Source organism: Brachybacterium sp. B718/18 (assembly GCF_055454375.1).
Genome location: NZ_JBVDDO010000002.1, coordinates 339,887 through 356,940 on the forward strand (window position 1 = coordinate 339,887; position 17,054 = coordinate 356,940).

A 17,054-nucleotide genomic window follows, 5' to 3' on the forward strand; every position below is an offset into this window, starting at 1 on the left:
GGGCCGCGCTGCTCCGCGGCGCGGCCCGTCACTCCTCCCCGTCCTCGTCCCGGTCCGCTGCGGAGCGGCCGCCGACGCCGACGGTCTGCCGCGCGGAGGCGTCCAGGCGGGGCAGCCGGTGCTCGCGAGCACCCAGCCGCGCGGCGAGGGCCTGCGAGGACACCATCACCACCGCGCCCGGGTAGTCGGCCAGGACCCGCTCGAGCATGGCCCGACCGGCGTCGTCGAGATCGCCCTCGAGGCCGTCGATCACGAGCAGCGGCGGCGCCCCGTAGACGGCGCGGGCGAGCGCGAGCCGGGCGCGGTCCGCGCGGCCCAGCGGCTCGCCGCCGCTGCGCAGCTTCGTCCGCATCCCCTCGGGCAGTGTGCCTGGGTCCAGCCCGACGAGCGCGAGGACCTCGCGGTCGTGGGCGGCGTCGAGGTCGGGCCGACGGTAGTGCAGGGCCCGGCGCACCGTGCCCCGCTCGAAGACGGTGCCGGAGCTCGCGCCGCCCACCAGCACCCGGGCCCGCTTCGCGGAGACCTGGCGCAGGTTCTCGCCGCCGACCCACACGGCGTCGGGCTCGTCGGAGTCCGGTCCGGGGGACAGCTCGAACAGGCGCCGCACGAGCTCGTGCGGGGAGTCCGGGTCCTCGGAGACCAGGCGGATCCGGTCGCGGGAGCGGGCGCGCAGCGGCTCTCCCGGCGCGGTCAGGCCGGGCAGATCGAGGTGGACCAGCACCTCGCCGTCCGCGCCCGGGTGGGGGGCCGGGAGCTCCGCGGAGGCCCGACGGCGGCGCTCGGCCCGCTCGCGTCGCGCCTGCGCTCCGGCGAGCGCGGGGCCCAGCACCATGCGCGCCGCCCGGTAGGTCTGGCGGTACTCGACGATGCGGCCCAGCTCGAGCACGGGGGTGGAGGCGAGACCGGCCACGGCCATCGCCGCCATCGTCACGCCCGGCGCGAGGCCGAGATAGGTGCCGGTCGCGGCGACCAGCAGGGTGGTCAGGGTGGAGGCGACGATGCCGCCCGCACGGATGGTGCCGACGGTCTCGGCGCGGTCCACCGCGATCTCCACCAGGTTCCCGGAGGCCTCCCGCAGGTTGCGCAGCTCGCGCTTGGTCCCGCCTGCGGCGAGGATCCCGTCGGAGGCGGTGACGGTGTCGGCGATGCGGGTCGCGAGCTTCCCGCGGGTGCGGCGCATCTGCCGGGTCTTGACCAGGGCGGTGCGCGCCCACGGCAGCATCAGCACACCGAGGACCACCAGCGGCAGGCCCATGGCGAGGGACAGCGCCGGGTGCAGCACCGCGAGGGTGGCGAGGCCGCCGCCGATCAGCGGGACGGCCACGACCAGCGGCGCGATGCCCTGAGACACCCAGTTGCGGACGCCCGAGAGGTCGTTGGTGGTGCGGGCGACGGTCACGCCGAGCGACGTGGAATGGCCCGGGGTGAGCGCGTCGCCGACCAGGGTCAGCCGCAGCTGGTGGACGTAGTCCTGACCCAGCTTCTCGGCCACCACCCGCTCGTGCACCTTGAGCGCGCCGACGGCGAGGGCGACGGCCACGAGCAGCAGCAGGGCGCGCAGCAGCAGCGGGGAGCCGCCGACGGGGGCCGCCTGCATCCGCACCAGCGCCCAGGCGCTCGTCGCCCCCAGGGCCGCCTGCCCGAGGCCCAGCAGGACCAGCACCGCGAGCCAGCGCCGTCGCGCCCCGCACAGCAGCGGGGGCAGCGGCGGGGCGTGGCGCAGCAGGCCGTTGGGGAGCCGCTCGGGCGTCCGCTCGCGGTCACGACGCACGGACACCGGCTCCCTCCAGGACGTCGGCGAGCAGGGCCCGGGCCACGTCGGCGCGGCCCAGGTCGAAGGTCGCCGTCACGGGCACGTCGAGGGCGCGGCGGGCCTCGGCCGTCGCGAGCGGCGAGCTGGTCACCACGCCCGAGACGGCGACGGGTGTGTGGCCCAGCGAGGAGAGGACGGAGGCCCCGCCGACGGCCCCCAGGGCGTCACCCGCGGCGAACACGATGCCGTCGACGACCCGGTCCATCTCGGGATCGGCGAGGAGGCGGGAGGTCTCGCCCTGGTACAGGCCGTCGGCGATCTCGAGGAGCACCACGTCGGGGCGCTCGGCACCGCCCGCGAGCTCGTCGGCGAGGGAGAACACCAGGTCGCGCACCTCGTCGAAGGGGACGTCGAAGGTCGAGGGGTAGCCGAAGTCGGTGAAGTCCAGGACACGGTGCGCCCCGGCGTCGAGGAAGAGGTTGTAGTCGTTGCCCGCACCGGTGCCGGTGGCCTTCGCGGCAGCGACCCGCAGGCCCGCGGCGGCGAGGCCGTGGGCCAGCTCGGCGAGCACCGTCGACTTGCCGGAGTTCATCGAGGTGCCGAGCACGGCGAGCACGGGCACGTGGTGCGCGGGGCGGTCGACGCGGTCGGTCACCTGGCGGACGGGACGGTGGGCGGAGACCCGGGCGAGGGTGATCGGCCCATCGGCGTCGGCGAGCACGCCGACCGGCTCGATCTCGGTGGCCGCGCCGATCCTCGCGTGCTGCTCGACGACGCGGGAGGCGAGGCCGCCCGCGGCCGCGAGATGCGCGGGGCCGAGATCGCCGGGGACGAGCGCCAGGAACTGGTCGGCGGCGTACCGGCTGCCGTAGGCGACGACGATCTCGTCGCCCTCGAAGAGCACCGCGCGCCGGGAGGCCGGCGTCTCGATCCGCTTGTGGTGGCCGAGGGAGGTGACCCGGGCGAGGACCACCTCGCCGGCCTGCGGCACGTGGTCGCCCGTGAGCAGGTGCAGCCCCTCCGCGGAGCGCACGTGCGAGGCGACGGCGCGGGTCGAGAAGGCGTGCTTGGCCCGCTCCAGACGAGCCCGCAGCTCCGGGGCGGAGACGACGGTCTCGACCGGGGCGGGGGTCTGGGCGGTGGTGTGCTCGAGGAGGGTCATGGCGTGCTCCTGGTGAGGTCTGGGGAACGGACATGAGCAGTGAAGCGGGGGGCGATGAACCGCCGATGAAGCGCGGATGAGAGGCCTCTCAGGCGCGCTTCCCGCCCACTTCCCCGCCCGCCGCCGCCCGACTCCGCGCGGTTCCCGGCCGCGCCACGGGTTACGGCGCCTGAGGGAGCGTGTTTCGCCCCCCCCCCCCCCCCCCCCCCCCCCGCTACTGGTGGGTCACCGGAGGTGGAGTGGGGATGGGGGCGGGTCGAGGTGGGTCGGGGCTGGGCGGGTGGTGGCTGGGTCGTCGGTGGCGGGACGATCAGTCGTCGTCATCGTCGTCATCGTCATCGCCGCCGCCGCCGTCGTCGTCATCGTCGTCGCACTCCCAGCCGTCGTCGCCCCACTCGCAGGCGCTGCTGGGGGCGGCAGGGCGCGAGGGGGCGCGGGGCGTCGAGGACGAGGGAGACGAGGAGCCGGAGGAACGGGAACCGCCCGAGCTGCTGGAACCGCCGAATCCCCCGGAGTCCCCCGAGCTGGACGAGCTCGACGAGCTGGAGCCGCCAGAGCCGCCGGAGCCGGAGCCGTCCGAGGACCCGGAGCTCGTCGGCGCGGGGGCGGGAGCAGGGGCCGGCGACGGCGACGGCGAGGGCTCGTACTGCATGCCCTGGGAGCCGAGCGGGACGGTGCGGGAGGAGGATCCGGCGGCCGCGGTGGGCAGGGCGACCGACGTCCCGTCCCCGTCGGCCGTGCCTGCCGCAGCACCATCGGCGTCACCCGCCGCAGCGCCGGAGCCGTCGGCCGTCGCCGCAGCGCCCGCGCTCGAACCCTCGGGTGCGCCGCCCGCTCCCCCGGCGTCGGAGGCGTCCGGGTACTCGAGCGAGTCCTCGCCCACCATGATCCCGGGCCGCTCCGCCGGCGCCGGCTCGACCGCGGGCAGCACGGCGAGCCCCACGGCGGCGAGGGCGACGGCGACGAGGATCGCGAGGGTGCGCAGCGACTTCATGGTCGCGAGCATGGACGGGGGCGATGAAGCGCCCGTGAGCGGTTCATGAGAGGTCTCTCATGGGCGTCGCGCCCCTGGTCAGGCGGCGGGGTCGACCATCTTGTAGCCCGCCCCGCGGACGGTCACGATCCGGGCCGCGCCGAGCTTGCCGCGGAGGTAGCCGACGTACACGTCGACCACGTTGGAGGCGCCGTCGTAGTCGTAGCCCCACACCTTCGAGAGCAGCAGGTCGCGGGTGAGCACCTGCCCCGGGTTCTCCAGGAACACGCGAGCCATCGTGAACTCGCGCGAGGAGAGCTCGACGGAGCGCGGCTCGCCGTCCGCGGCGTGGCTCGCGACGCGGGTGCGCAGGTCGAGGGTGAGATCCCCGAGGCCGAGCACGTCGGCGCTCGCCGTCGCCGCCCCCGCGGCCGCCTCCCGGGCCCGCAGCTTGACCCGGGCGAGCAGCTCCTCGAAGCGGAAGGGCTTGGCGATGTAGTCGTTGGCGCCGCCCTCGAGGCCCTGCACCGTGTCGTCCACGCCGGTGCGGGCGGTGACCATGAGGATCGGGAGCTGCACGTCCATGCCGCGCAGGGCCTTCAGCACCTGGAAGCCGTCCATGCGCGGCAGCCCCACGTCGAGGATCAGCAGGTCGAAGTCGCCGCTCGTGGCGAGATCGAGGGCGCTGATGCCGTCCTCCACCACCGTCGAGGCGTAGCCGTTGGCCTTCAGCCCCCGCTCGATGAACCGGGCGATGCGCGCCTCGTCCTCGGCGATCAGGATCCTCATCGACTGCTCCCTCCGGGCCTCTCGGTCGGGCCCTCGCTCACGGCGCTCTCGTCCCCAGTATCGCCGTCCGCCGGGGTGCGCCAGGGCAGGACCAGGGTGAACGTGGAGCCCTCACCGAGCGTCGACTCGACGCGCACCTCGCCGTCGTGCCCCTCGGCGATGGCGCGCACGATCGGCAGCCCGAGGCCGGAGCCCGAGCCGGGAGCGCCCTCGACCCGGGTGAAGCGCTCGAAGATGCGCTCCTGGTCCGCAGCGGCGATGCCGATCCCCTGGTCGCGCACGGCGACGTGGAGCTCGGGTCCGGCGGGGCCCGCCACCCGGTCCGCGATCACGGCGATGCGGGTCCCGGGCTCGCTGTAGCGCACCGCGTTGGCGGCGAGCTGCACCAGCGCCTGGGTGAGGCGTTGCTGGTCCAGCAGCACCGCCCCCTCGGCGGTGCGCTCGAGCACCCACTCGCGCTCCCCGATGTGGGGCAGGCGGGAGAAGGCCGAGCGGACGGCGTCCCCGAGATCCGTCCTCCGCGGCCGTACGAAGTCGGGGCGGGAGGAAGCGGCCAGCTCGGACAGGTCCCCGACCACGCGGCCCATGCGATCCAGCTCGTCGATCGCGATCTCGTGGGCCTCGCGGACGTCCGCCGGATCACCGGGATCGGTGGTCTCGAGGGTGCCGCGCACGATGGTCAGCGGGGTGCGCAGCTCGTGGCCGACGTCGCTCATGAACCGGCGCTGCTCGACGAAACCGGCCTGGATGCGGGCGAGCATCCGGTTGAAGTTGCGGGCGAGCGCGGCGATGTCGTCCCGACCCTCGGGCACGGGGACGCGCCGCTCGAGGTCGTCGACCGTGATCTGCTCGGTCGCCTCGCGGAGCGACTCGAGAGGACGCAGCATCCGCCCGGTCACCAGGTAGGCGAGGACCGCCGCGACCAGGAGCGCGAGCAGCGACATGACCGTGAAGGTCGCCACGGAGCGCCACAGTTCCGCCTGGGGCGGGCCGACATCGGCGGCGACCACGAAGATCCCCTCGGCGTCGTCCCCGGCGACCCGGACCGAGGCGATCAGCATCCGCAGATCGCGTCCCTCGTGCTGGACGGTCGTGGTGACGGTGCGTCCCGGCACGTGGAGCCGCTCGATCTCCGCGAGCATCTCCGCGGAGCCGGGGACCCCCTCCCCCACCAGCTCGAAGTCCTGCTGGAAGGGCTTGTAGGCGGGTTCGCCGTCGATCAGGGCGAGCACCGTCTCGTTGTCCGAGGGGACCGCCGAGGTGGTCGCGGCATGGAGCACCTCGTCGACGCTCTCGTGCTGGTACTCGCCGTCCTCGTCGGTGTCCTTCGCGATCAGCTCGAGCTCCCTCAGCTCCTGCTCGAGCTCGCTCTGCAGCCGCTCCTCGAGCACCCGGAACTGGGCCGCGTAGGTGAGCACCCCGGTCACCGCGAGCCCCATCGCCATGAACAGCACGACGGTGGAGAGCACCCGGGTGCGCACCGACCAGCCGCGCGCCGAGAGGGGGCGCGGGAGGCGGCGCGGGGTCGTCTCGGGCATACGGGGATCGTAGGGGACGGCCGACGGGGCGGGTCAGCGCCTCCGTCGGGCGCGGAGGATCCCGAGGATCCCGCCGCGCTCCCGGAGCGACACCCGGCGGCCGCGGTGCGATCCGGCCGACGGTCGGGCCGGGCCCTCGGCGGGCGCGGCGGGGATCGACCCGGTGACGGTGCGGCGGTCCGAGGCGGCTCCGGCGGCTCGCACGGCGGCGTCCCGCTCGGCCTGCTGCTGCGCGAGGCGCTGGGCCTCGGCGGCCTCGCGCCCGCGGCGCAGACCCTCCTGACGCTCCACCTCGCGCAGCCGTCGGCGCTCCCCCGGGCCCTCCGCGATCCGGTACAGCACCGGGACGATGACCAGGGTGAGCAGGGTCGAGGAGATCAGGCCGCCGATCACCACGACCGCGAGCGGCTGCGCGATGAAGCCGCCGTTGCCGGTGATGCCGAGCGCCATCGGCACGAGCGCGAAGATCGTCGCCGCCGCGGTCATGAGGATCGGGCGCAGTCGCTTGGCGGCGCCCAGGTGCAGCGCCTCGTCGAGGCCCATGCCGGCGCGGCGGTACTGGTTGACCAGGTCGATGAGCACGATCGCGTTGGTGACCACGATGCCCACCAGCATCAGCAGGCCGATCATGGAAGGCAGGCCGAGAGGGACTCGGGTGATGACCAGCAGGCCCAGAGCGCCGGTCGCCGCGAAGGGGATGGAGACCAGCAGGATCAGCGGCTGGATCAGCGACTTGAAGATCCACACCAGCAGCACGTACACCAGCAGAATCGCGGCGAGCATGGCGATGCCGAGCTGGCCGAAGGTCTCGTCGATGTCCGCGGCGGTGCCGCCCACGGTCGCCTCCACGCCCTCCGGGAGGTCCGCCGCCTCGATCGCGTCCTGCGCGGCGACGGTCGCCTCGCTGACGTCCTCGCCGGAGGGGGCGAGGGAGACGGTGACGGTCTCGAGGGTGTCGCGGGTGTCGATCGCGGGCCGCGAGGCGACCTCCTCGACGCTCGCCACGTCGGTCAGCGGGATCGACCCCATCAGCTCGATGTCGCGCAGCTGCTGGAGGGTGTCGACGCTCTCGCCGCGCTCGACGTAGATGTCGAGCTCGGTGTCCTCGAGGGTGATGCTGCCGATCGCGCCGGGGAACATCTGCTGCGCGACGAGTCCGACGACGGCCTCCTCGGTCAGCCCGCGCTGCGCGGCGGCCTCGCGGTCCACGGTCACGACGGCGGTGGGCTGGTCCGCCTGGAGGTCGCTCGTGACCTCGGCGACGCCCGCGGGCAGCGGGTCGAGCTCGGCGAGCAGGGCGTCGTTGGCGGCTTGGCGGTCCGCGGCGGTGGGGCCGGTGATGAGGATGTCGACCGAGCTCGAGCCGGTGGGCGAGGCGATGTCGGCCGCCTCGACGGTGCCCGGCTCGGGCAGCGCCTCGAGGGCGCTGACCATCTCGTCCAGGAGTTCCTTCTGGTCGGCCTCAGCGTCGGTGGTGATGGAGAAGCTGATCTCGTTGCTGCCCGAGCCGCCGAGGCTGAAGCCGCCTCCGCCGATCGTGGTCTGCACGGTCTCGACCCCGTCGATCCCGAGCAGGGCGTCCTCGGAGGCGGTGGCCTTCTCGGAGGACTGCTCGAGGCTGGTCCCGGCGGGGAGGGTCTGGGTGAGGGAGGCGATGTTCTGCCCCGTGTCACCCAGGAAGTTGATGTTGACCAGCTGGAACAGGGGCACCGTGGCGATCAGCACGACGATCGCGGCGCCGACGGTGAGCAGGCGCCGGGTCAGCGTGTCGACCGTGCCGCGCAGCACCGCCGCATAGCCGCGGTGCAGCCAGCCGCCCTCCTCCTTCTCCTCGGAGGCCGCACGGATCCGGGCCACGGCCTCCTCGTCCTCGGGGTCGAGGTCCTCGTGGCCCTTCGGGGCCTTGAGGAACCAGTACGCGAGCACCGGCACGATCGTCAGGGCGACCAGCAGCGACGAGAGCATCGCGATGCCGACGGTGAGGGCGAAGGGCCGGAACAGCTCCCCGGCCATGCCGCCCACGATCGCGATCGGCAGGAAGACCACCACCGTCGCGAGAGTCGAGGCGGTGATCGCGCCCGCGACCTCTCCCACGGCGTCGAGGATCGCCCGCAGCTTGGCCTTGCCGTAGGTCATGTGGCGCTGGATGTTCTCGATGACCACGATCGAGTCGTCGACCACGCGGCCGATGGAGATGGTGAGCGCCGCGAGGGTCAGCATGTTCAGCGTGTAGCCGGTGACCAGCATCCCGATGAACGCGATGAGCAGCGAGGTGGGGATCGAGATCGCGGTGACGATCGTGGGCCGCACGCGCCGCAGGAACAGCAGGATCACGCCGACCGCGAAGAGCAGGCCCAGCAGGCCCTCCTCGGCGAGGGCGAGGATCGACTCCTGGATGAACGGCGCCTGGTCGAAGACGACGTCGGCCTGCGCGTCCCCGCCCACGCCGGGCAGGGTGTCGGCGAGCACGTCCTCGACGCCCGAGGAGATGTCCACGACGTTGCCGTCGGCGGTCGCGGTCACCATGACCACGAGCGACTCGCGGCCGTTCGTGCGGGAGATCGAGGTGGGGTCCTGGACGGTCTGCTCGACGGTCGCGACCTCCCCGAGGGCGACGGGCTGGGCGGGGGCGGTCTGCTCGGTGCCCTCCTCGCCGCCGGCGCCCAGCTCGCCGTCGGCCGGGGCCTCCTCGGCCGGGGTCTCCTGGGAGGGCATGAGCATGATGCCCTCGAGGCTCTCGATGCTGTCGACGCGCTGGCCGAGGACCACGTCGAGGGTGCGGTCGCCGTCGACCACCTCGCCGCCCGGCAGGGACAGCCCGGAGGCGTCGAGGGCGGTGGCGATGTCGTCCTCGACGAGGCCGTGCTCGGCGAGCGCCGCCTCGTCGGGCGTGATGCGCACCATCTGCTCGGGGGCGCCGATCACGGCGACGGAGGAGACGCCGTCGACGCGTTCGAGCTCCTGCGTGACGGAGGCGTCGAGACGGCCCGCGAGCTCGGAGGGGTCGAGGTCCGAGGAGATCGACAGCACCACGGCGGGCAGATCGCTCGTGCCGCCGGCGACGACCTGCGGCTCGGCGTCCTCCGGCAGCTGGCCGTCGAGACGGGACAGCGCGGCGTCGACCTGGTTGGCGGCGCGGGCGGTGTCGGTGCCGTAGGTCAGCTCGACCGTGACCATCGACATGCCGGCCTGCGAGGTCGAGGAGGTGCTCTCGACGTTCTCGAGCCCTCCTAGGGACTGCTCGATCGGGCGGGTGAGCCGGTCGCGGACCTGCTCCGAGGAGGAACCGGGGGCGGTGGTGACCACCTGGATCTGCGGCAGGGAGACGGAGGGGATGAGCTCCTGGCGCATCGTGGTCATGGCGAAGACGCCGATGATGGACGCGGCGAGACAGACCAGGGCGATGAACGACCTGTTGCTGAGGCTCAGACGGGCGAGGCGGTTCATCGTGCTCCTCGGGGGCGCGGCGGCTGACGGCACGGTGCGACCCCGCGCCCGGAGGCGACGTCGGACCCTCCGGTGGCACTCTGGCACACCTCCCTGGAGGCGGGTATCCGACGGAGGTCGGTGCTGCCGCGTCCGTCCGTCAGCGGTCGACGCCGGGGCGGAGCGACGGGGCGGAGCAATGGCGCGGAGCGGAAACCAACGGCGAGAAGCGGAGAGAATGAGACCCGTGCCCGCGTCGCCCCGACCCCCAGATCCCGCCTCGCCCGAGGAGCCGTCCTCGCCCCGTGCCGCGCGCCGCGCCGTCGACCGGGACATCCTCCGCCTCGCGGTGCCGAGCCTCGGGGCGCTCATCGCGGAGCCGCTGTTCGTGCTGGTCGACTCGGCGTTCATCGCCCGGGTCTCGACGACCTCCCTCGCCGGGCTGGGGGTCGCCTCGACGGTGCTAACCACGGTGGTGGGGCTGTCGGTGTTCCTCGCCTACTCGACCACGGCCGCGGTCTCGCGGGCGCTCGGCGCGGGCCGGCGGCGCGAGGCGATCTCCCGCGGCGTCGACGCCTCGTGGCTCGCGCTGATGATCGGCGCGGCGTGCCTGCTGCTCCTCGTGCCGGCCGGGCCGTGGCTGCTGGGGCTGTTCGGGGCGAGTCCGGCGGTGACCGCCGAGGCGATCGTCTACCTGCGGATCTCGGCGCTCGGACTGCCGGCGATGCTCGCGGTGCAGGCGACGACGGGGTTGGTGCGCGGGATGCAGGACGCCCGCCTGCCGCTCGTGGTCGCCGTCGGCGGCGCGCTGCTGAACGTGCCGCTCAACGCCGCGCTGATCTTCGGTCTGGACCTCGGTATCGCGGGCAGCGCCCTGGGCACGGTTGTCTGCCAGTGGCTGATGGCGCTGGTGCTGCTCGGGACCGTCCGGCGCTATGCCCGCGGTGCGCAGATCTCGCTCCGACCGGATCTGCGGGCGGTCGCCGTGACCGGCCGCGAGGCGGTGCCGATGCTGGTGCGCACCCTCAGCCTGCGCGTGGTCTCCATCGTGACGGTGCTCGTCGCGGCCCGGCTGGGGGACGTGCAGCTCGCCGCCCACCAGCTCGCGAGCACCGTGTTCCTGCTGCTCAGCCTCGCCCTGGACGCCCTCGCGATCGCGGGCCAGGCGCTCACCGGCCGCTACCTGGGTGCCGCCGACACCACGACGGTGCATGCGGTGACGCGGCGGCTGACCCGCTGGGGCGTGGGCGGCGGCGCGGTCGTGGGGGTGCTGCTGCTCGCGGCGAGCTACGTGGTGCCGGAGGTGTTCAGCCCCGATCCGCTGGTGCAGGAGAACCTGCGCGCTGCCCTGTGGGTGCTGGTCCTCGCGCAGCCCGTCGCGGGCTACGTGTTCGTGCTCGACGGGGTGCTGATGGGCGCGGGCGACGCGCCGTACCTGGCGCGGGCGGGGATCGTCGCGGCGGCGGCGGTGATGCCCGGGGCGATCGCCGTCGGTGTGCTGACGCCGGCGGGGCCGCTGGGCACGGCGGCGCTGTGGATCGCGACGAACCTGCTGTACATGATCGCCCGCGCGGCGACGCTGGGCTGGCGGGTGCGGGGCGAGGCCTGGATGCGGACGGGGGCGTGAGGGGTCAGCCGCGGCCCCTCCCTCAGCGCCGCCAGAGCTCGCGAGGGTCGTTCCCGGGCCGGAATCCGGCGGCCTCCGCGAGGAGCATCGCCTCGGGGAAGTTCGCCGCGAGAGCGGGGGCCGTATGGGAGTCGCTGCCGAAGCTCACGGCGCGCCCGCCCTCCTCCGCCCACCACTGCGTGATCCAGGGACGCAGCCGCCGGGTGTTGATCTCGAGCGCCCGTCCGCTCGCCGCGATCGCCCGCATCGCCGTGCGGAACTCCTCCTCGAAGCACCGCGGGTCGAAGGGTCCCTCCGCCTCCTCGGGCCAGTACCTCGCCGCGTAGTCGAGGTGGGTGACGACCTCGAAGGGTTCATCGCCCGCGACCAGGGCGGGGACCTCGGCGAGATAGCGGCGGATCACCTCGTCGGCCGGGAGCCGACGGAACAGCGTGTTCGGCTCGCAGCGCGCGTCCCCGTGCGCCACCGTGTGCAGGGAGCCGATGATCCGGTCGAAGAGTCCCAGGTCCAGGAGCGCCCGGGCGGCGGTGGTGCGCAGATGCGGCTGACCGAACTCGAGGCCGGTGCCGATGCGCAGCTGCGGGAAGCGGACCCGGCAGCGCTCGATGCTCTCGAGATAGCCGTCGACGTCGAAGGGCGGCACGGCGACCAAACCGTCGGCGCCGACGAGGTGCTTCTCGTGCTCGGCGAAGTCCTCGGGGTCCGTCAGCCAGGCGTCCTCGAGATCGAGGTGCTCGGTGAAGAAGACCGCAGGCAGACCCAGGTGCACGGCCCGCTCGCAGGTCGCCTCCATGGTGCCGCGTGCGGCCGAGCGGGGGCCGCCGGTGTCCCAGGAGAACTCGCTGTGCACGTGGCTGTCGGCGGTCAGACGCATGGGCACAGCTTTCCACAGCGCTCAGGACGCGGAGAGGAAACGCTCCCCGTCGCGCAGCACCACCAGGTCCGCACCGTGCGCGTCCTCGAGGAGCGAGGCGAGCAGCCGCTCGGAGGCCCGCCGGCTGAGCGCCGTGGCGATCCACAGCTGGCTCCCGTCGGCCAGGCGCACCGGGCGGGAGCGGGCGCCGACGGGGAGGTCGTCGGCCGCGCTGATCGCCCCGTCCCGCAGCACTCCGTCGGGCCCCGAGCGCTCGGCGAGGATCCGGGCGACCTCGCGCACCGCCCGCTGGGCGGGGATCCGCAGGGCGCGCACCGACGCGGGGCAGTCCGCGCCGAAGAGCTGGTAGCGCACGCTGCGACGGCCGAGGGTGACCTTGCCGCGCAGCCGGTCGTAGCGCCAGCGCAGCTGGTTGCCGCGGCGCGTGGAGCGGCCGATGTCCTCGGTGTCGGCGATGTACTCCTCGCCGTAGAGCGCGAGGAGCTCGTCGTCGAGCCGCCGGACGCGAGTGACCGGGGTCTTCACGTCCATGAGGCGGCGCACCTGGTCGCTGTCGACCGCGGAGAGCTCCCGCTCGAGCAGGCCCCGGCGGGTGATCCCCGCGGTCCGCAGCAGGTCCACGGCGAAGTCGACCCCGGCGGCGCTGCCCGCGGTGTCCTCGGGGAAGCGTTCGGCCAGCAGGGTGCGCAGGGAGGGGGCGTCGAGCAGGTCCTCGGAGAGGTGCTCGGATCCGTCGGCAGGATCCGCGGCCTGCTCCTGGCCGTCCCCGGACTCCGTCTCGTCCTCGCCGTCCTCGGCGCGCAGCTCGAGGGAGGAGGGCGGGGCGGCGAGCACCTCCTCGATGCGCACGAAGGCGGCGTCGAGCGCGGCGCGGGCGTCGGCGGCGAGGCCGAACAGGCGGTCGACCTCCTCGCGGTCCGCCGCGGAGATCGCCTCGTAGGCGGCGCTCTTGTAGCGGCGGGCGTGTTCGAACTCCGCCCAGGCGTGCGCGGCGATGGTGCGGATCTGGATCTCCAGGCCGCCGAAGTCCGCGAAGTAGCGGGTCAGGGCGCCGCCGGGGAGCAACCAGTCGTGCTCCTGGCCCGGCCTCTCGCCGGTGATCACCAGGTGCGCGCTCTCGTAGCCCCGGTGGGAGTCGGGCTTGTGCTGGGCGGGCTCGGGCTCCTCGCTCACCGAGAAGCGCTCGCGGACCAGCTCCGCGGCCCGGTCCAGGTCGGTGCGGGAGTACATGATCAGCCGCACGGCGACGGTGTCGGTGACCTGACGGGGAGGGTCGGTGTAGCCCTTGCGCAGCACCTTCTCCTGGAAGGAGGCGATGGACTTGGGGCGCGCGACCACCGAGTGCTCGGTGATGGAGGCCTCCGCGAGCAGCCGCTCGAGGTAGTCGTGGATCTCCTCCGCGGCGCGGGGCAGCCAGTCCCAGGCCGTGTAGTCGATCTCCGGCCGCGCGCTGTCCGTGCGGCGTTCGCTGCCTGCCATGCCCAGCTCCCCTCCTCGTCCCCCGGCGCGCCCGGGCCGCGCCGCCCCCACTGTAGGGGGCGGCACGGACGGGCGGGGATCCGCAGGCGACTCAGGCACTCACGACGGGAACCTCCGCCCGGACCGCGTGGGCGGCGGCGACGAGATGGCGCAGCGAGGCCTCGGTCTCCGCGTAGCCGCGGGTCTTCAGGCCGCAGTCGGGGTTGACCCAGAGCCGCTCGGCGCGGACGACGCCCCGCGCCCGGCGCAGCTGCTCGGCGATCTCCTCGGCGCTCGGGACGCGCGGGGAGTGGATGTCCCACACGCCCGGGCCGATGCCGCGGGGGAAGGCGTCGGGGTCCACCGCCTCGAGGATCTCGCCGCGCGAGCGGGCGGACTCGATCGAGGTGACGTCCGCGTCGAGGGCGTCGATCGCCCCGACCACCACGTTGAACTCGCTGTAGCAGAGGTGGGTGTGGATCTGGGTCTCCTCGCGCACCCCGGAGGTGGCGAGACGGAAGGAGCGCACGGACCAGTCGAGATAGGCCTCGTGATCCGCGGCGCGCAGCGGGAGCAGCTCGCGCAGCGCGGGCTCGTCGACCTGGACGATCCCGATCCCGGCCGCCTCGAGGTCGGCGACCTCGTCGCGCAGCGCGAGGCCCACCTGGGCGGCGGTCTCCCCCAGCGGCTGGTCGTCGCGCACGAAGGACCAGGCCAGGATCGTCACGGGGCCGGTGAGCATGCCCTTGACGGGGCGGGGGGTGAGGGACTGGGCGTAGGTCGCCCAGCCCACCGTGATCGGGGCGGGTCGGTGCACGTCGCCGAAGAGGATCGAGGGGCGTGTGCAGCGGGAGCCGTAGGACTGCACCCAGCCGTGCTCGGTCGTCGCGAAGCCCGCGAGGTTCTCCGCGAAGTACTGCACCATGTCGTTGCGCTCGGGCTCTCCGTGGACCAGGACGTCGAGCCCCAGCTCCTCCTGGAGGGCGATCACGCGGGCGATCTCCTCGCGCATGGCCCGCTCGTAACCGGCCGCATCGAGCTCGCCGCGACGGTGGGCCGCGCGGGCCGCCCGCACCTCCCCCACCTGCGGGAAGGAGCCGATGGTGGTCGTGGGCAGGGCGGGCAGGCCGAGGGCGGCCTGCTGCGCCTCGGCGCGCCGGGCGTAGTCGGTGCGGACGGCGTCGGCGGCGGTGACGGCCGCGGCCCGCTCCCGCACCGCCTCGTGCCGCACCCCGGCGAAGGTGCGCGGCACGGAGCGGGGACCGTCCACGTCCCCGGTCCGGACCTCGCCGCCGGCGAGGGAGATCAGCTCGGTGATCTTCTCGTCGGCGAAGGCGAGGGTCGCGGCGAGCTCGGCGGGCAGGGACCCCTCGCGCTCGAGGGTGTGGGGCACGTGCTGGAGCGACACCGAGGTGGAGGCGACCACGGCCGCGGGGTCGCCGCCGGCCTCGGCGACGCGGGCGCGCAGCAGCTCGAGCCGGGCCGCGGCGGTGGGCAGCTCGGTGCGCCACACGGAGCGGCCCTCGACGAGGCCCGCGACGAGCTGCACCCCGGCGACCCCGGCGAGCTGGGCGGCGGTGGGGATCTCGCCCCGGGTGAGGTCGAGGTGGACGGCCTCGGCGCCCGTCGCGAGCAGGGACGGCAGCAGATCGCCGATCCCGCCGTAAGGGGTGGTCACGAGCAGGCGGGGACGGTCCGAGGCGGCGGCGAGGCGGCCGATCGAGCGCTCGAGCAGCACGGCGAGCGCGGCGCCATCCACGCGCTGGTCGGCGGCGAGGGCGGGCTCGTCGAGCTGCACCCAGGGGGCGCCGGCGGCCGCGAGGCGGGAGAGCAGCTCGGCGTACACGGCGACCGCGTCGTCGAGGCGGTCCAGCGGGTCGAAGCCTTCGGGGGCGCCGTCCTGCGCCTTCGCGAGCAGCAGCAGGGTGAGGGGGCCGACGAGCACGGGCCGGGTACCTGCGCCGTCCTCGAGGGACTCGGTGAACAGATCGATCACGCGGGTCGAGGCGAGGTGCAGGTCGGTGTCCGGGCCGATCTCGGGCACCAGGTAGTGGTAGTTGGTGTCGAACCACTTGGTCATCTCGAGCGGGGGCTGCTCGGCCGTGCCGCGGGCGAGGGCGAAGAGGCCGTCGTCGTCGACCCTCCCGTCGGCGTCGAGCACCGCGGCGAAGCGGTCGGGGATCACGCCGATCGCGAGCGCGGCGTCGAGCACCTGGTCGTACAGGGAGAAGGACTCGGGCGCGGCGGCGGAGGCGGTCAGTCCGAGATCGGCGAGCCGACGACGGGTCGCGCCGCGCAGGGCGCGCGTGCGCCGGTCCAGCTCGGCACGGTCGATGCGACCGGCCCAGTAGGCCTCCTCGGCCTTCTTCAGCTCGCGGTCGGGGCCGATGCGGGGGTAACCGATCGGGAGCGCGGGCGGCAGGGCGGCGGGGCTGGGGGTGCTCTGGTGGCTCATCGGGGGTCTCCAGGGGTCGGGGTGGACCAGCGGTCCAGGTCGAGGGACTCGAGGACGTCGAGGGCGTCGGCATGGGAGTTGAAGGTGAACAGGTGCAGTCCGGGGGCCCCGTCGTCCAGGACCCGGGCGGCGAGCTCGGCGGTGTGGCGGACGCCGATCCGTCGTCGGGTGGTGTCATCGGGGGCCGCGGCGAGCGCCTCGAGCAGGCTGCGGGGCGGCTCGACCCCGCTGAGCGCCGCGAGGCGGGCGAGCCGCTTCGGGTCGGTGGCCGGGACGAAGCCGGGGATGATCGGCAGGGTGAGGCCCGCGGCGCGCGCCCGACGCACCAGGGAGCAGTAGGCGGACGGGTCGAAGAACACCTGCGTGATCGCGAAGTCGGCGCCCGAGCGCTCCTTGGCGAGCAGCACCTCGAGGTCGTGCTGGGCGGTCGGCGACTCGGGGTGGCGGTGCGGATAGGCGGCGACGCCCACGCTCACGCGCCCCGCCGCGAGGGCCGCGGTGCGCTCGCGCTCCACGGCGCGGATCAGCTCGACCAGCGGGCGGGCGAAGGGGATCTCGTCGGCGTCCGGATCATGGCCTTCGGGCTGGTCGCCGCGCAGGGCGAGGATCCCGCGCACGCCGCGGTCCAGCAGCGCGCCGACGATCGCGGTGAGCTGCTCCCGGGTGGAGCCGATCGCGGTGAGGTGCACGAGCGGGCGCAGCGAGGTCTCGCCGAGCACGTGGTCGGCGAGCTCGAGGACGCGGTCGAGGTTGCCGTGACCCGTGCGGGAGGTCACCGAGACGTAGTCCGGCGCGGTCGCCTCGAGCTGCGCGATGGTGTCGCGCAGGCGCTCGAAGGACAGGTCGGAGCGGGCGGGGAACAGCTCGTAGCTGAGCGCCGGACGGGTGCGCGCAGCGGCGCGGCCGAGAGCGGCGAGCGGGGCTGTGGAGACGGACATGGCCGAGAACCTAGGAGCGGGCCCGCCGCCCGGGGAAGGTTTGTGAGGGTCTATGAGGTAG

General features: G+C 74.2%; 11 protein-coding genes. 1 reads left to right on the forward strand and 10 read right to left on the reverse strand.

Translation table 11 applies throughout. The features are described 5' to 3' along the window. Positions 1 to 28: 28 nt before the first annotated feature. The 6 genes from ACZCAH_RS05475 to ACZCAH_RS05500 all read right to left on the reverse strand — a co-directional run bounded on the left by ACZCAH_RS05475 (position 29) and on the right by ACZCAH_RS05500 (position 9,662). Positions 29 to 1,771, reverse strand: a complete 1,743-nt coding sequence (locus tag ACZCAH_RS05475) for an ABC transporter transmembrane domain-containing protein (RefSeq protein WP_464340108.1) — start codon at positions 1,769 to 1,771, stop codon at positions 29 to 31. Further along, entirely contained in the window at positions 1,761 to 2,915 is a 1,155-nt protein-coding gene (locus ACZCAH_RS05480) for a DUF1611 domain-containing protein (RefSeq protein WP_464340109.1), read from the reverse strand. Before ACZCAH_RS05480 ends, ACZCAH_RS05475 begins: the two co-directional genes overlap by 11 nt. Positions 2,916 to 3,225: 310 nt before the next feature. Beyond that, a complete protein-coding gene (locus ACZCAH_RS05485) occupies positions 3,226 to 3,909 on the reverse strand; it encodes a hypothetical protein (protein ID WP_464340110.1) in 684 nt (227 codons plus the stop codon). A 78-nt stretch (positions 3,910 to 3,987) separates the two neighbouring features. Further along, positions 3,988 to 4,677 carry a response regulator transcription factor gene (locus ACZCAH_RS05490; protein ID WP_464340111.1) on the reverse strand — a complete coding sequence of 230 codons (690 nt, stop codon included), beginning with the start codon at positions 4,675 to 4,677 and terminating at the stop codon, positions 3,988 to 3,990. Then, positions 4,674 to 6,215, reverse strand: coding sequence for a sensor histidine kinase (locus ACZCAH_RS05495; protein ID WP_464340112.1), 1,542 nt, complete (start codon positions 6,213 to 6,215; stop codon positions 4,674 to 4,676). The genes ACZCAH_RS05490 and ACZCAH_RS05495 overlap by 4 nt, the downstream gene beginning before the upstream one ends. 33 nt (positions 6,216 to 6,248) lie before the next feature. Further along, positions 6,249 to 9,662, reverse strand: coding sequence for an efflux RND transporter permease subunit (locus tag ACZCAH_RS05500; protein ID WP_464340113.1), 3,414 nt, complete (start codon positions 9,660 to 9,662; stop codon positions 6,249 to 6,251). 217 nt (positions 9,663 to 9,879) lie between these two features. Here ACZCAH_RS05500 and ACZCAH_RS05505 point away from each other — a divergent pair, with 217 nt between their 5' ends. After that, entirely contained in the window at positions 9,880 to 11,268 is a 1,389-nt protein-coding gene (locus ACZCAH_RS05505) for an MATE family efflux transporter (protein ID WP_464340114.1), read from the forward strand. A gap of 22 nt (positions 11,269 to 11,290) precedes the next feature. Here ACZCAH_RS05505 and ACZCAH_RS05510 read toward each other — a convergent pair whose 3' ends face one another. The 4 genes from ACZCAH_RS05510 to ACZCAH_RS05525 all read right to left on the reverse strand — a co-directional run bounded on the left by ACZCAH_RS05510 (position 11,291) and on the right by ACZCAH_RS05525 (position 16,993). Continuing rightward, entirely contained in the window at positions 11,291 to 12,142 is an 852-nt protein-coding gene (locus ACZCAH_RS05510; protein WP_464340115.1) for a PHP domain-containing protein, read from the reverse strand. A 21-nt stretch (positions 12,143 to 12,163) separates the two neighbouring features. Continuing rightward, entirely contained in the window at positions 12,164 to 13,621 is a 1,458-nt protein-coding gene (locus tag ACZCAH_RS05515; protein WP_464340116.1) for a GTP pyrophosphokinase, read from the reverse strand. A gap of 91 nt (positions 13,622 to 13,712) precedes the next feature. Further along, complete coding sequence (gene metE, locus ACZCAH_RS05520; protein WP_464340117.1) at positions 13,713 to 16,055, reverse strand: 5-methyltetrahydropteroyltriglutamate--homocysteine S-methyltransferase; 2,343 nt, start codon at positions 16,053 to 16,055, stop codon at positions 13,713 to 13,715. Beyond that, positions 16,052 to 16,993 carry a methylenetetrahydrofolate reductase gene (locus tag ACZCAH_RS05525; protein ID WP_464340118.1) on the reverse strand — a complete coding sequence of 314 codons (942 nt, stop codon included), beginning with the start codon at positions 16,991 to 16,993 and terminating at the stop codon, positions 16,052 to 16,054. The genes metE and ACZCAH_RS05525 overlap by 4 nt, the downstream gene beginning before the upstream one ends. Between the last annotated feature and the right edge of the window lie 61 nt (positions 16,994 to 17,054).